Origin of the sequence: Agromyces sp. G08B096 (assembly GCF_040267705.1) — a bacterium.
In the GTDB taxonomy this organism is placed as follows: domain Bacteria; phylum Actinomycetota; class Actinomycetes; order Actinomycetales; family Microbacteriaceae; genus Agromyces.
The window spans coordinates 2,048,951-2,063,626 of record NZ_CP158374.1; the positions used below are offsets into that span (position 1 = coordinate 2,048,951).

Here is a 14,676-nt window from a genome sequence, read left to right on the forward strand (position 1 = left end):
GTGGTCGGCGGTCAGTCGCGGGTCGCGAACTCGAGGGCGCGGCCGAACCGCACCTCGAACTCGTCGAGCTCCGAGTCGCCGATGATGAGGGGCGGTGCGAGCCGGATCGTGGCGTCGTTCGCGGCGTTCACGATGAGGCCGGCCTCGAGGGCCGCGGCCTGCACACGCGGGGCGACCGGCTCGGTGAGCGCGACGCCCGCGAGGAGCCCGCGGCCGCGCACTCCCGCGACGAGCGGCGAACCGAGGGACTCGATTCGGGCGCGCAGCTCGGTTCCGCGGCGTGCGGCGTTCTCGACCAGTCCGGCGCGCTCGATCTCGTCGAGCACGGCGTTCGAGACGGCGGTCGCGAGCGGGTTGCCGCCGAACGTCGACCCGTGCTGGCCCTTCCGGTACAGCTCGGAGGCCCGGCCGAAGGTCACGAGCCCCCCGATGGGGAACCCGCCGCCGATGCCCTTCGCCACGGTGATGGCGTCTGGCGTGATGCCCGCGTGCTGGAATCCGAACCACGCGCCCGTGCGCCCGGCGCCGGTCTGGATCTCGTCGACGATCAGGAGGGCGCCGTGACGGTGGGTGAGGTCGCGCGCGCGCTCGAGGAACCCGTCGGGCAGCTCCACGACGCCCGCCTCGCCCTGGATGGGCTCGACGAACAGCGCGGCGACCGCGTCGTCGAGGTGGGCCTCGAGCGCCTCGATCGTGGCGGGGATGTGCTCGACGCCGCCCGCGAGCGGTTCGAACGCCTGCCGCATGTGGGCCTTGCCGGTGAGGGCGAGCGAGCCCATGGTCCGGCCGTGGAACGCGTCCACGAGCGCGAGCACCCGCGTGCGGGCGCCGCCCGAGTTGTTCAGCCGGGCGAGCTTGAACGCCGCCTCGTTCGCCTCGGCGCCGGAGTTGCCGAACCACGCCCGTCCGTGCTCCCCCGCGCCCGCGAGCCGCACCAGGCGCTCGGAGAGCTCGAGGGCCGGCTCGGTCGCGAAGTAGTTCGAGACGTGTGCGAGCGTCGCCGCCTGCCGGGAGACCGCCTCCACGAACACCGGGTGCGCGTGCCCGAGCGAGTTGACCGCGATGCCCGCGAGGAAGTCGAGGTACGGCCGGCCCTCTTCGTCCCAGACCCAGGCGCCTTCGCCGCGCTCGAGCTTGGCGAGCGGCATCCCGAGCGACCGCATCACGCGCGCCTCGAAGCGCGACCGCCACTCGGTCATGCGACCCCTCCCGCACCGGCGGGCACGACCTCGGTGCCGGAGCCCTGCTGCGTGAACACCTCGAGCAGGATCGAGTGGGGTTCGCGGCCGTCGATGATCGCGGCCTTCTCCACCCCGCCCTGCACCGCCTCGAGGCAGGCCGTCATCTTCGGGATCATGCCCGACTCGAGCGACGGCAGCAGCTCGACGAGCTCGGGCACCTCGATGACGGACACCAGCGAGTCGCGGTTCGGCCAGTCGCGGTAGAGCCCGGCGACGTCGGTGAGGATGACGAGCTTCGCCGCCCCGAGCGCCACCGCGAGGGCGGCGGCCGCTGAATCGGCGTTGACGTTCAGCGATTGACCGGGATGGTCGGCGTCGGGGGCGATGGAGGAGACGACGGGGATGCGTCCGGCGTCGAGCAGCGCGCGGACGGGGGTCGCGTCGACGGCGATCACGTCGCCCACGAGCCCCAGGTCGACCTCGACGCCGTCGACGACGGCGCCCCGGCGTCTGCCCGTGAAGAGGCCGGCATCCTCGCCGGAGACGCCGCTCGCAAGCGGCCCGTGCTGATTCACGAGACTCACGAGTTCGCGGTTCACCTGGCCCGTGAGCACCATGCGGACCACGTCCATCGCCTCGGGGGTGGTGACCCGGTAGCCGCCGCGGAACTCGCTCTCGATGCCGAGCCGCTCGAGCATCGACGAGATCTGCGGGCCGCCGCCGTGCACCACGACCGGCTTGATGCCCGCGTACCTGAGGTAGACCATGTCTTCGGCGAACGCCCGCTGCAGCTCGGGGCTCACCATCGCGTTCCCGCCGAACTTCACGACGATGGTCTCGCCGTGGAAGCGCTTCAGCCAGGGCAGCGACTCGATGAGGGTGCGCGCCTTCTCGGCGGCGCCGGCGGTGGCGGCCCGATCGGCCGCCTCGGTGTCGTCCAGGATGTCCTCGCTCATCGCTCAGCTCGCGTAGGCGCTGTTCTCGTGCACGTAGTCGTGCGTGAGGTCGTTGGTGCGGATCGTCGCGGATGCCTCGCCCGCGTGCAGCTCGATCAGCACGTGCGTCGCCCGCGGCGCGAGATCGACCTCGTCGCGCGGACGGTCGGGGCGTCCGGCGTGGCACACGCGCACGCCGTTCATGCTCACGTCGACGAGGTACGGATCGAACGGGGCCGTGGTGGTGCCGATGGCGGCGAGCACTCGCCCCCAGTTGGGGTCGTTGCCGAAGATCGCGGCCTTGAACAGGTTGTTCCTCGCCACCGATCGGCCGACTTCGACGGCGTCGTCCTCGGTGACGGCGCCAACGACCTCGATCGTGATGTCGTGGCTCGCGCCTTCGGCGTCGCCCTGCAGCTGCCGGGCGAGGTCGTCGCACGCGTTCGCCAGGGCGGCACGGAACGCCTGCGGCTCGGGCCGGACGCCTGACGCGCCGCTCGCGAGCAGCGTCACCTGGTCGTTCGTCGACATGCAGCCGTCGGAGTCGAGCCGGTCGAACGTGACCCTCGTGGCCTCACGGAGCGCGGCGTCGAGCTCGGCGGCGTCGAGCGCCGCGTCGGTAGTGAGGACGACGAGCATCGTCGCGAGACCGGGTGCCAGCATGCCGGCGCCCTTCGCCATGCCGCCGATGCGCCAGCCGTCGCCGTCGACCACGACGGTCTTCGGCACGGTGTCGGTCGTCATGATGGCGCGCGCCGCGTCGAGCCCGGCCGTCTCGTCGGCGCCCAGCCGGTTCGCGGCCGAGAGGACGCCCTCCTCGAGCACCTCGCCGTCGAGCTGGTCGCCGATGAGCCCGGTGGAGCAGACGAGCACGTCGCCCGCCGAGACGCCGAGGGCGGATGCCGCTGCCTCGGCGGTGCGGTGGGTGACCTGGAAGCCCTCAGGGCCGGTGAAGCAGTTCGCCCCGCCGGAGTTCAGCACGATCGCCGAGGCGACGCCGTCGGCGATGACCTGCCGTGACCAGATGACCGGGTTCGCCTGCGCCCTATTCGAGGTGAACACGGCCGCCGCGGCCTGCGAGGGCCCGCGGTTCACGACGACGGCGAGGTCGAGGGCGCCGGTGCGCTTGATGCCGGCGGCGATGCCTGCCGCTTCGAAGCCGGCGGGAGCGGTGACGGTCACGGGGCGACTCCGTTCACGGGGAGGCCGGTCGACTCGGTGAGACCGAGCGCGATGTTGGCCGACTGGATCGCGGCGCCTGCGGTGCCCTTCACGAGGTTGTCGACCGCGGCGACGACGACCACCCGGCCCGCCCGCTCGTCGACCGCGAGGCCGAGCAACGCGGTGTTCGCGCCGAGCACGTCCGCAGTCCGCGGGAACTGCCCCTCGGGCAGCAGCTGCACGAACCGCTCGCCCGCGTAGGCATCCTCCCAGGCGCGGCGGACCGTCGCGGCGTCCGTTCCGGGCACGAGTCTCGCGGTCGAGGTGGCGAGGATGCCGCGCGACATCGGCACGATCACCGGAGTGAACGAGATCGAGGGCCGGTCGGCACCGGCCCAGCGGAGCGCCTGCTGGATCTCGGGGATGTGCCGGTGCACGCCGCCGACGGAGTAGGGGTTCGCCGACCCGAGGATCTCGGAGGCGAGCAGGTGCGCCTTCAGACTCTTGCCCGCGCCCGACGGCCCGACGGCAAGCACCGAGACGAGGTCGTTCTCCTCGATCACACCCGCGCGGATGCCCGGGGCCAGCGACAGCGCCACCGTCGACGCGTTGCATCCGGGCGCCGCGATCCGCCGCGTCTTCGCGAGCCGGTCGCGCTGCGTGCCCGACATGCGCGGCAGCTCGGGCACGCCGTACGCCCAGGCGCCGTGATGATCGGGGCCGTAGAACTCGGCCCAGTCGGCCGCCGACTCGAGCCGGTGGTCGGCCCCGCAGTCGATGACGAGGGTCTCGGGCGACAGCTCGGCGGCAATGGCCCCCGAGGCGCCGTGCGGCAGCGCGAGGAACACCACATCGTGCCCCGAGAGCACGTCGGCGGTGGTCTCCTGCAGGGTCAGGTGCGTGTAGGTCCGCAGATGCGGCTGCACCGACACGAGCGGCTGCCCGGCGTTCGAGTGCGCCGTGACGGTGCGCACCTCGAAGTCGGGATGATCGGCGAGCAGCCTGAGGATCTCTCCCCCGGCATAGCCGGACGCGCCGGAGACGGCGACGGAGTAGGTCATGAATCCACCTTAAAGGTCGAAGCGGTCGGGAATCGGCTCCGGCGACACCTGCTGACGGCTCCATCGCCGCATGCGGGGTCGCCTAGAGTCGGCGGCCGCCACGACGTCGGCTGCGCACCACGACGACACGCGAAACGCGTGCGGGGGCGACGGGCCGGGACGCGGACATGGGGACGACCCTAGCGAGCGCTGCGCCGTGCGCGCAAACCGGTGACGTCGCGCGACGCGCGGCGCTCACCTCCGTCGTGCGGCGATGGCCCCGGATGTCTCACCCGCGGGCGTGCACCCACGCGCGGTCGACGAGCGACTCGAGCACGTGCAGGTCGATGGTGGAGAGGCGCCCGACCCAGAGGCATCCGGCCCCGACCTTCACCTTGCCGAGGTCCTCGACCAGCTGCTCCCCGCCTGGCAGCTGGAGGCCGTACAGCGAGACGGACGCCTTGCGCGGCGAGAACCCGACCACCATCCATTCGCCCTCGCGGCCGCTCGCGTAGCGGTAGTGCTGCAGGCCGTAGCCGACGATCGACGGACCCCACATCACGGCGTCGGTGCCCGTGACGCGGTCGAACAGGTCTCGCAGCACGAATCCGTCTTCGCGGCGGCCGGCCGGCTCGACGCCGTCGAGGAACTCGGCGACGGATGCCCCGGTCGGAACGGTCTTCTGCTCGGCCATGCCTCAGCGTAGCGCCGGCCGACCCGGCACGGGAAGGCGGTCCGGGCGCGTGGCCCGGACCGCCATCGAGTCGGTGCATCGACTCCGCGACCCCGGCCGATCCGTCGCGGATCGGATCGCGGATCAGTCGCGGATCGCCGCGCCGGTCCGCTCGAGCGCGAGCGCAGCGCCCGCGAGCTTGGCCTCGCTGGCCTCCGCGGCCGTCAGCGTGCGGTCGGGCGCGCGGAACCGGAGCGCGAAGGTCAGGCTCTTCTCGGACTCCGCGACGCCCTGGCCGCGGTAGTCGTCGACGAGTTCGACGTGCTCCAGCAGGTCACCGGCCCCCTCGCGCACCGCAGCGGCGACCGCGGCGGCGGGCACGTCGCGTGCGACCACGAGCGAGAGGTCCTGCGTCGCGGCGGGGTAGCTCGACAGCGCCCGCGCCTCGACGGGCCGGTCGCCCGCCGCGATCACGGCATCGAGGTCGAGTTCGGCGACGGCGACGACCCGCGGAAGGTCGTTCGCCTCCGCGACGGCGGGGTGCAGCTCGCCGGCGACGCCCACCACGCGGCCGTCGACGCGGAGCTCAGCCGTCCGGCCGGGGTGCAGCGCCTGGTGGCGGCCCTGGACGACCTCGATCGCCGTGCCGGTGGCGAGGCCGATCTCCCGGACGCGGTCGAGTGCCTCGGCGAGCCCCGCCGGAAGCGGCGACTGACCGGGCGCCTTGCGGACGACGTCGCCCACGAGGAGGACGGCGACGTGCCGCGGCTGACGCGGAAGTCCCGCGGTCAGCGCGGCGAGCTCGTCGTCGGCCGGCAGCGCGCCGCCCGCCGGGAGGGTCGGGGAACCGAGCTCCTGCCCCGATTCGGGGAGGAACACGAGCCCCGTCTCGTAGACGTCGAGGTCGGTGAGCCCGCGGGAGAGGTTGCGGCGGGCGACCTCGACGAGCCCGGGCAGCAGCGAGCGGCGCAGGTAGGGGCGCGACGCGTCGAGCGCGTTCGCGACCTTCACCTGGGCGAGCTGCTCCCCCGGCTCGGGCGCGACGGCGGTGCCGAACAGCCGGTTCTCCTCGTCGGTGACGAAGGGGAACGCGAGCACCTCGGTCGCCCCGGCGCCGGCGAGTACGTCGGCCACCTGCTTGCGCAGGCGCTGCGACCGCGTGAGCCCGCGGCCGGGCGGGGCGACGGGCAGCACCGACGGGATCAGGTGGTAGCCGACGAGGCGCGCGACCTCTTCGACGAGCTCGGCCTTGCCGGTGAGGTCGGGCCTCCAGCTCGGCGGGATGACTTCGAACCCGGCGTCGGTGCGCGTGACGGCGCCGCCGATCTCGGCGAGGGCGTCGTGCACCTGCCGCTCGGTGTACTCCACGCCGATGAGCTTCGAGGCGTAGCCGTGCGGCAGCAGGATGGGCTCCCGCTCGGGCGCCTCCGCGACGAGCGACCCGCCCTCGTCGGGCGTGCCGCCCGCCAGGTCGGCCATGAGCTGGGCGACCCGTGACACGGCGGCGGCCGCGATGGCGGGGTCGACGCCTCGCTCGTAGCGCTTCGCCGCCTCGCTCGGCAGCTTGTGCCGTCGCGCGGTGCGCGCGATGGACACCGGGTCCCAGTTCGCCGCTTCGATGAGCACGTTGCGGGTCGCATCGCCCATCTCGGTCTCGGCGCCGCCCATGACGCCGCCGAGGCCGATCGGCCCGCGGTCGTCGGTCACGACGAGGTCCTCGACATGGAGCGTGCGCGTCTTGCCGTCGAGCGTGGTGAACTGCTCGCCGGGCTGCGCCCGCCGCACCACGATGCCGCCGCGCAGCTGGTCGAGGTCGTAGCCGTGGATCGGCTGGCCGAACTCGAGCATGACGTAGTTCGTGATGTCGACGAGAACGCCGAGCGAGCGGATGCCGGCGAGCTTCAGCCGGGCGATCATCCACGCCGGCGTCGGGCGCGACGGGTCGACGCCGCGGACGATCCGGGTCGCGAACACCGAAGAGCCGACGCGACCGCGGATGGGCGCCCGGTCGTCGATCACGACGGGGAAGCCGTCGGCCGACGGCACCACGGCGGGCGACTGGGCGACCGGATCGCGGAACGTCGCACCCGTGGCGTGCGCGTACTCCCGCGCGACGCCGCGGATGGAGAAGGCGTAGCCGCGGTCGGGCGTGACGTTGATCTCGACGGCCGCGTCGTTCAGGCCGAGCAGCTCGATCGCATCGGTGCCAACGGGCGCCTCGACGCCGAGCGTCGAGAGCCGCAGGATGCCGTCGTGGTCTTCGCCGAGGCCGAGCTCGCGGGCCGACGCGATCATGCCGTCGGACACGTGGCCGTACGTCTTCCGCGCCGCGATCGGGAACGGGCCGGGCAGAACGGACCCCGGAAGCGTCACGACCACCTGGTCGCCGACGAAGAAGTTCCGCGCGCCGCAGACGATGCCGTGGACGGCGTCGCCGCCGTCGGCCGCGGTCTCACCGTCGGGGGCGACCCGCACCTGACACCAGCGGATGGTCTTGCCGTTGGACTGCGGCTCCTCGACGAAGTCGAGCACCTCGCCGACGACGATGGGGCCCTGCACCTCGAAGGTGTGGACGTCCTCCTCCTCGAGGCCCACGCGCACGAGCGCGGCGTGGACGTCCTCGGGAGTCGTCCCGGCAACGAGCTCGACGTATTCGGCGAGCCAGCTGAGCGGCACCCGCATTTAGACCACCATTCCGAACTGCTGGGAGAAGCGCACGTCGCCCTCGGCCATGTCTCGCATGTCTTGCACGTCGTTGCGGAGCATGAGCCCGCGCTCGATGCCCATGCCGAACGCGAAGCCCGTGTACTCCTCGGGGTCGATGCCTGCCGAGCGGAGCACGTTCGGGTGCACCATGCCGCACCCGCCCCACTCGATCCAGCGCGCGCCGCCCTTGAACGTCGGGTGCCAGAAGTCGAGCTCGGCCGACGGCTCGGTGAACGGGAAGAAGCTCGGGCGCAGGCGCACCTGCGCCTCCTCGCCGAAGATCGACTTCACGAAGTGGTCGAGGGTGCCCTTCAGGTGCGCCATGGTGAGGCCCTTGTCGACGGCGAGGCCCTCGAACTGCATGAACACCGGCAGGTGCGTCGCGTCGAACTCGTCGGTCCGGTACACCCGGCCCGGTGCCAGGACGTAGATCGGCACCTCGCGGTCGAGCATCGAGCGGACCTGCACCGGGCTCGTGTGCGTCCGGAGCACCAGGTGCGCCTCGGGCGGGTCGACGAAGAAGGTGTCCTGCATGGCGCGGGCGGGGTGGTCGGCGTCGAAGTTCAGCGCATCGAAGTTGAACCACTCGCTCTCGACCTCTGGGCCTTCGGCGATCTCCCAGCCCATGCCGGTGAACACCTCGCACACGCGATCCTGCAGGAGGGTGAGCGGATGCCTCGCCCCCGCCGTGTAGCGCGACGGCAGCGCCGTGACATCCAGCGCTTCCGCGGCGAGCCGCGCCTCCGCCTCCGCGGCGACGATCTCGGTCTCGCGCGCCGCGAACGCCTGGTTCACCCGGCCGCGGGCGCCGCCCACGAGCTTGCCGAGGGCGGCCTTCTGGTCGTTCGGCACGTCGCGCAGCAGCGCGTTCAGCCGGGCGAGCGTCGACTTCTCGCCCGTGTGCTCGGTGCGGACCTGCTTGAGCGCGGCGGAGTCGCCGGCCGCGGCGATCGCGGCGAGGGCCGCGTCGACGGCCGCGGCGACCGCGGGCTCGGTGATTTCAGTGGGCTCTGGCACGAAGAACGAGTCTACCGGGCGTGTCGCCCGTGGCGCGTTGCCCGCCGAAACGCCCAGCGCAGTGGGCGGTCAGTGCGCGGTGCGGTCTTCCGACTGCCGCGCCGCTGCGCTCGCCTCGGCGACGAGCACCGCCTGGTTGGGGTCTTCGGGCGTACCGCCGCCCCGCCCGGCGTTGTACCGACGGTCGGTCCGCTTCGCGAGCCATCGAGCGAACCACGACAGGCTGAGGTTCATCACGAGGTACAGCACGAACGCGATGCACCAGAGCGTGAAGAGGTACCGGTTGCCGTAGAAGCTGCCGAGGTTGTTGAGCGTCACCCGGAGCAGCTCGGGGTACCCCACGATGTAGGCGAGCGAGGTGTCCTTCAGCAGGACGACGAGCTGGGCGACGATGATCGGCAGCATCTGGCGGAACGCCTGCGGGAACTCGACCAGCATCTTGGACTGCAGCGGCCGCATCCCGAGGCTGAGCGCCGCCTCGCGCTGCCCTCGCGGCAGCGCGACGATGCCCGCCCGGAGCGCTTCACCGATCAGCGCGCCGTTGTATATCGCCAGCGCGGACACGACGGCCCAGTACTGTCCCGTTCCTGCGACGAGCAGGATGAACAGCATCATCAGCAGCACCGGCATGCCGCGGAAGAACTCGATGACGATGGCCGTGGGAATGCGGATCCAGGCGATCGCCGAACTCCGCAGGAGCGACAGCACGACGCCCAGTGCGATGGCAAGCACCGCAGCGACGATCGCCGCGCGGAGCGTGCCCCAGACGCCGACCCCGAACACGAAACCCCACATCTCGGGGTCGGTGACGATGTCCCAGCGGCTCGGGTCGAACATGCCGGGCAGGGTGATCCCGCCGGACTCGCGAGGGGCGTTCAGGGTGGCGAACATCCATCCCAGACCCGCGACGACGACGACCGCGGTCACGACCGAAAGGATGCGGGACAGCCGCCGAGCCTTGGGGCCGGGCGCGTCGAACAGGACTCCGGCGCCGCTCATCGCTGCACCACCCACTTCCGCTCGAGTTGGGTCGCGAGGAGGCCGAGCGGCACGGTCACGACGAGGTAGAAGAAGGCCACGCCGACGAGCACGGCGATCACCGCGTCGCCGTTCGCGTTGGCGAGGGTGCGGCCGACGCCGAACAGCTCGCTCACGAACCCAACGCCGCCGACGACCGACGTGTTCTTCGTCAACGCGATCAGCACGTTGATCAGCGGCGGGATCGTCATCCGGAACGCCTGCGGCAGCACGATCAGCGAGACGGTCTGGGTGAAGCCGAGGCCGAGCGAGCGCGCCGCCTCGGCCTGGCCGACTGGCACGCCGTTGATGCCGGAGCGGAGCGCCTCGGCGATGAACGGCGAGGTGTAGACCGCGAGCGCGATCATGCCGGCGATCAGGTACGGCAGATCCGATCCGAGGATGGGCAGGATGATCGCGCAGAAGATCACGACCAGCGTCAGCGGGGTGTTGCGGATGATCTCCGTGTACACCGTCGCGATGACGCGCAGCGTCGCGATCGGCGAGATGCGCATCGCCGCGATCAGCGTGCCGATCACCAGGGCGCCGGCGCCGCCCACGCCGAGCAGGAACAGCGTGGTGCCGAAGCCCTCGAGGTAGAGCGGGAGATTCGCGATGACGACGTCCACGCGGGTCCTCTCGGTCGGGAAGCGGATGACGGACCCGGGCGCACGAGGCGCCCGGGTCCGTTCGGATCAGTAGCGGTCGACCGCCGGCGGGTCGACGAACTCGAGCACCTGGCCGGCCGTGGCATCCCACGCGGCCTCGTAGGTGCCGTCTTCGTACGACTCCTCGAGCACGTCGTTGATCCACATGCGGAAGTCGGTGTCGTCGAGCGCGAGGCCGATGCCGTACGGCTCCTCGGTGAACGGCTTGCCGACGACCTTGAACTCGCCCTCGTTCTGAGCCGCGAGGCCCGCGAGGATGACGTTGTCGGTCGACACCGCGACGACCTGGCCGCCGCGGAGCGGCTCGAGGCAGTTGGAGTACGTGTCGGTCTCGAGCACCTCGGCGCCGAGCTCCTTGAGGTTCGCCGCGGGCGTCGAGCCGGTCACCGAGCACACGGGCTGACCGACGAGGTCTTCCTCGCTCGTGATGTCGTCGTTGTCGGCGAGCACCAGGATCGACTGGCCGGCCATGTAGTACGGACCCGCGAAGGAGACGACCTCCTTGCGCTTGTCGTTGATCGTGTAGGTGGCGATGACGATGTCGACCTGTCCGTTCTGGATGAACGGCTCGCGGTTCGCCGACACGGTCTCGACCCAGTTGATGTTCTCGGGGTCGATGCCGAGCTTGCCCGCGATGATCTTGCCGATCTCGACGTCGAAGCCCTCGGGCTCGCCCGACGGGCCGACCAGGCCGAACAGCGGCTGGTCGAACTTCGTGCCGATCGTGATCTCGCCGGCCTCGGCGAGTTCGGCCATCGTGGTGCCGGCCTCGAACGTGGGCGCGGGCTCGACCGTGGGCTCGGCCGAGTCGCCGCCGTCGCCGCCGGCGCAGCCGGCGAGCACGAGCGCGGCCGCGGCCGACGCCCCGAGCATGGCGATTCTGCTGCGTTTCATCTGTCTGCCTCTTCTCTTTCCGTGGGGTCCTCGCCGCTCGTGGCAGCGCAGGTCGGGTCGAGCTAGTGCTCGAGGATCTTGGAGAGGAAGTCCTTCGCGCGGTCGGACTTCGGGTGGTCGAAGAACTCCGCGGGCGCGGCCTCCTCGACGATGCGGCCGTCGGCCATGAACAGCACCCGGTCGGCGGCCTTGCGGGCGAAGCCCATCTCGTGGGTCACGACGATCATCGTCATGCCCTGGTCGGCGAGACCGACCATCACGTCGAGCACCTCGTTGATCATCTCGGGGTCGAGCGCGCTCGTCGGCTCGTCCATCAGGATGAGCTTCGGGTTCATCGCGAGCGACCGGGCGATCGCGACGCGCTGCTGCTGGCCGCCGGAGAGCTGGGCGGGCAGCTTCTTCGCCTGGTTCGCGACGCCCACGCGGTCGAGCAGCTCCATCGCCTTCGCCTCGGCGTCCTTCCGCGAGACGCGACGGACGCGCGTGGGCGCGAGCGTCACGTTCTCGAGCACGGTCTTGTGGGCGAACAGGTTGAACGACTGGAACACCATGCCGACGTCGGCGCGGAGCTGCGCGAGCGCCTTGCCCTCCTCGGGCAGCCGCTCGCCGTCGATCGTGATCGTGCCGGAGTCGATCGTCTCGAGACGGTTGATCGCGCGACAGAGCGTCGATTTGCCCGAACCGGACGGCCCGATCACGACGACGACCTCACCGCGGTTGACGACGGTGTTGATGTCGTTCAGCACGTGCAGGTCGCCGAAGTGCTTCTCGACGTGCTCGACGACCACGAGGGGTTCGCCCCGCCGGACCGAGATGTTGGAGGTCGGCGGAGCCTCGGGTGTTGGGGACATACCCCCAAAACTAGGGAGAAACGTGGCCGACCCGCCAGCGCCGCGCTGGCGCGGTTACCGATTCGTGACGCGTCTCGCGGTCAGCTGCGCTGCGCGAACGCGCTCTCGTAGAGGCACACGGACGCCGCGGTCGCGAGGTTCATCGACTCCGCGTGTCCGTAGATGGGCACCGTGACGACGCGGTCGGCGAGCTCGAGCTGCTCGTCGGGAAGGCCGCGTGCCTCGTTGCCGAAGAGCCACGCCGTCGGGCGCGCGAGCACCCCCTCGGTGCGTGCCGTCAGGAGGTCTTCGCCCTTCACGTCCGCGGCGAGCACGCTGAGCCCCGCGGCGCGGGCGCGCTCGAGCACATCGACGAGGTCGGCGCCCACGGCGACCGGCAGGTGGAAGATCGACCCGGTCGACGAGCGGACGACCTTCGGGTTGTACAGGTCGACGGCGCGACCGGTGAAGATGACCGCATCGGCGCCGGCGGCATCCGCAGCTCGAACGATGGTGCCCGCGTTTCCCGGATCCCGAACCTCCTCGAGGATCGCCACCAGCGTCGGGGAGCTCGCGAACACGTCCTTCACCGCCGTCGGGAACTGCCGGCACACGGCGACGAACCCCTGCGGGGTGACGGTGTCGGCCATGGCGTCGAGCACCTCCTCGGTGACGTACTCGACCTCGACCTCCGCGTCTTCGGCGAGCTGGGAGATCTCGGGATGCCGCTCGAGCGCGGAGGGAGTCGCGAACAGCTCGATCACGAGCTCGGGCCGGAACGTGAGCGCCTCCGTGACCGCCTGCGGCCCCTCGAGCAGGAACAGCCCGCTCTCGGCGCGCGCCGGCTTCTTCGCGAGCTTCGCGACGGCACGGACACGCGGCGAACGGGGGTTCTCGAGCATGCAGCCAGTCTAGGTTCGAGCGCAGCACCGGCGCGGGACATCCGCCTGCGAGCCCGTGCGAAGGGCGCGCAACTCGGGCCGCCGCCGGACACGCGAAACGGCCCCGCCACCTCGAGGAGGTGACGGGGCCGTGTCGAAACCGGAGCGGTTACGCCGCGGTCTTCGGAGCCGAGGTGTCGGCCGGCAGCGCCTGCTTGGCGGTCTCCACGAGCGCCGCGAAGGTCGCCGGCTCGTTCACCGCGAGCTCGGCGAGGATGCGACGGTCGACCTCGATGCCCGCGAGGCCGAGGCCCTGGATGAAGCGGTTGTACGTGAGGCCCTGCTGACGCGAGGCCGCGTTGATGCGCTGGATCCAGAGACGACGGAAGTCGCCCTTCTTCTGGCGGCGGTCGCGGTACGCGTAGACGAGCGAGTGGGTGACCTGCTCCTTCGCCTTGCGGTAGAGACGCGAACGCTGGCCGCGGTAGCCCTCGGCGCGCTCGAGGATGACCCGACGCTTCTTGTGCGCGTTGACTGCGCGCTTGACTCTTGCCATGACTCTTTACTTCCTGATTCGGGTCGGGCGGCTCAGCGACCGAGCAGCTTGTTGATGACCTTGGTGTCGGGGGCCGACAGCACCTTGTCCTGGTTCAGGCGGCGCGTGCGCACCGAGGACTTGCCCTCGAGGTTGTGGCGCATCCCGGCCTGCTGCTTCTTCAGCTTGCCGCTGCCGGTGATCTTGAAGCGCTTCTTCGCCCCGGAGTGGGTCTTCTGCTTCGGCATCTCGTGTTTCTCCTTGGTTCTGCCGTCACGCGGGTGACGGACGTCTTGCTGGCCTAGGCCTCGGTGGCCTCGGCCGACTGCGCCTCGGGCTCGGCCGGGGCATCCGCCTCGGGCCGCACCTTCGCCGCAGCACGCTGTGCATTCGCCTCGGCCTTGGCCTCGGACTTGTTCTTCAGAGGAGCGATGACCATGACCATGTTGCGGCCGTCGATCGTGGGGTTGTGCTCGACCGTGCCGAACTCCGCCACGTCTTCCGCGAAGCGCTGCAGGAGGCGGACGCCCATCTCGGGACGCGACTGCTCGCGACCCCGGAACAGGATCATCGCCTTGACCTTGTCGCCGGCCTTCAGGAAGCCGACGGCACGCTTCATCTTGGTCTCGTAGTCGTGCTTGTCGATCTTCAGGCGGAACCGCACCTCTTTGAGGATGGTGTTCGCCTGGTTGCGCCGCGCTTCTTTCGCCTTCTGCGCAGCCTCGTACTTGTACTTGCCGTAGTCCATGATCTTGACGACCGGCGGGCGCGAGTTGGGTGCGACCTCGACGAGATCGAGGTCGGCCTCCTGCGCGAGCCGCAGGGCCACCTCGATCTTCACGACGCCGACCTGCTCTCCGCCAGGACCCACGAGGCGGACCTCGGGGACGCGGATACGGTCATTGGTACGCGGATCGCTGATGCGTGTCTCCTCTACTCGAACGATCTCTCAAGCTCGTGCGGGAGACGGATGCCGCCCGGACGACGAGAGCGGAAATCCTTGCCAAACCTCTGGCACGCATTGCCGCCCGGAATTGCTCCGTTCGGCTCATGCGGCACCCTGTCTACCCCTCGCCTGCGACGAGCGGCGGAGTGCAATCGACCCGGTAACCTGTGTGAAGCGGTATGCGCGGGTGGG

The 14,676-nt window shown here is 71.0% G+C and carries 15 protein-coding genes; all 15 read right to left on the reverse strand.

Annotated elements, in window-relative coordinates:
• Window positions 1-11 precede the first annotated feature (11 nt).
• Window positions 12-1,199, reverse strand: a complete 1,188-nt coding sequence (locus tag ABIQ69_RS09925) for an acetylornithine transaminase (protein WP_350346958.1) — start codon at window positions 1,197-1,199, stop codon at window positions 12-14.
• Complete coding sequence (gene argB, locus ABIQ69_RS09930) at window positions 1,196-2,137, reverse strand: acetylglutamate kinase (protein ID WP_350346959.1); 942 nt, start codon at window positions 2,135-2,137, stop codon at window positions 1,196-1,198. The genes ABIQ69_RS09925 and argB overlap by 4 nt, the downstream gene beginning before the upstream one ends.
• A gap of 3 nt (window positions 2,138-2,140) precedes the next feature.
• Window positions 2,141-3,298 carry a bifunctional glutamate N-acetyltransferase/amino-acid acetyltransferase ArgJ gene (gene argJ / locus ABIQ69_RS09935; RefSeq protein ID WP_350346960.1) on the reverse strand — a complete coding sequence of 386 codons (1,158 nt, stop codon included), beginning with the start codon at window positions 3,296-3,298 and terminating at the stop codon, window positions 2,141-2,143.
• Complete coding sequence (gene argC / locus ABIQ69_RS09940) at window positions 3,295-4,338, reverse strand: N-acetyl-gamma-glutamyl-phosphate reductase (protein ID WP_350346961.1); 1,044 nt, start codon at window positions 4,336-4,338, stop codon at window positions 3,295-3,297. Before argC ends, argJ begins: the two co-directional genes overlap by 4 nt.
• Window positions 4,339-4,606: 268 nt before the next feature.
• A complete protein-coding gene (locus tag ABIQ69_RS09945) occupies window positions 4,607-5,011 on the reverse strand; it encodes a DUF1801 domain-containing protein (protein ID WP_350346962.1) in 405 nt (134 codons plus the stop codon).
• A 123-nt stretch (window positions 5,012-5,134) separates the two neighbouring features.
• On the reverse strand, window positions 5,135-7,672 hold the full coding sequence (pheT, locus tag ABIQ69_RS09950) for a phenylalanine--tRNA ligase subunit beta (protein WP_350346963.1): 2,538 nt from the start codon (window positions 7,670-7,672) through the stop codon (window positions 5,135-5,137).
• The gene (gene pheS, locus ABIQ69_RS09955; protein WP_350346964.1) at window positions 7,673-8,713 is read right to left on the reverse strand and encodes a phenylalanine--tRNA ligase subunit alpha; all 1,041 of its coding nucleotides are present in this window, start codon (window positions 8,711-8,713) and stop codon (window positions 7,673-7,675) included.
• A 69-nt stretch (window positions 8,714-8,782) separates the two neighbouring features.
• Window positions 8,783-9,640: an amino acid ABC transporter permease gene (locus ABIQ69_RS09960; protein WP_350346965.1), complete on the reverse strand. Its 858-nt coding sequence runs from the start codon at window positions 9,638-9,640 to the stop codon at window positions 8,783-8,785.
• 68 nt (window positions 9,641-9,708) lie between these two features.
• Window positions 9,709-10,359 (reverse strand): amino acid ABC transporter permease, encoded by a 651-nt coding sequence (locus ABIQ69_RS09965; RefSeq protein WP_350346966.1) that lies wholly within the window; start codon window positions 10,357-10,359, stop codon window positions 9,709-9,711.
• 66 nt (window positions 10,360-10,425) lie between these two features.
• Window positions 10,426-11,292, reverse strand: coding sequence for a glutamate ABC transporter substrate-binding protein (locus tag ABIQ69_RS09970; protein WP_350346967.1), 867 nt, complete (start codon window positions 11,290-11,292; stop codon window positions 10,426-10,428).
• Between the two features lie 62 nt (window positions 11,293-11,354).
• Window positions 11,355-12,143 (reverse strand): amino acid ABC transporter ATP-binding protein, encoded by a 789-nt coding sequence (locus ABIQ69_RS09975; RefSeq protein ID WP_350346968.1) that lies wholly within the window; start codon window positions 12,141-12,143, stop codon window positions 11,355-11,357.
• A gap of 80 nt (window positions 12,144-12,223) precedes the next feature.
• Window positions 12,224-13,024 carry an RNA methyltransferase gene (locus tag ABIQ69_RS09980; RefSeq protein WP_350346969.1) on the reverse strand — a complete coding sequence of 267 codons (801 nt, stop codon included), beginning with the start codon at window positions 13,022-13,024 and terminating at the stop codon, window positions 12,224-12,226.
• Between the two features lie 148 nt (window positions 13,025-13,172).
• On the reverse strand, window positions 13,173-13,559 hold the full coding sequence (gene rplT, locus ABIQ69_RS09985; RefSeq protein WP_350346970.1) for a 50S ribosomal protein L20: 387 nt from the start codon (window positions 13,557-13,559) through the stop codon (window positions 13,173-13,175).
• A gap of 32 nt (window positions 13,560-13,591) precedes the next feature.
• Window positions 13,592-13,786 carry a 50S ribosomal protein L35 gene (rpmI, locus tag ABIQ69_RS09990; protein WP_350346971.1) on the reverse strand — a complete coding sequence of 65 codons (195 nt, stop codon included), beginning with the start codon at window positions 13,784-13,786 and terminating at the stop codon, window positions 13,592-13,594.
• A 53-nt stretch (window positions 13,787-13,839) separates the two neighbouring features.
• The gene (gene infC / locus ABIQ69_RS09995; protein WP_350350001.1) at window positions 13,840-14,460 is read right to left on the reverse strand and encodes a translation initiation factor IF-3; all 621 of its coding nucleotides are present in this window, start codon (window positions 14,458-14,460) and stop codon (window positions 13,840-13,842) included.
• Window positions 14,461-14,676: the final 216 nt, after the last annotated feature.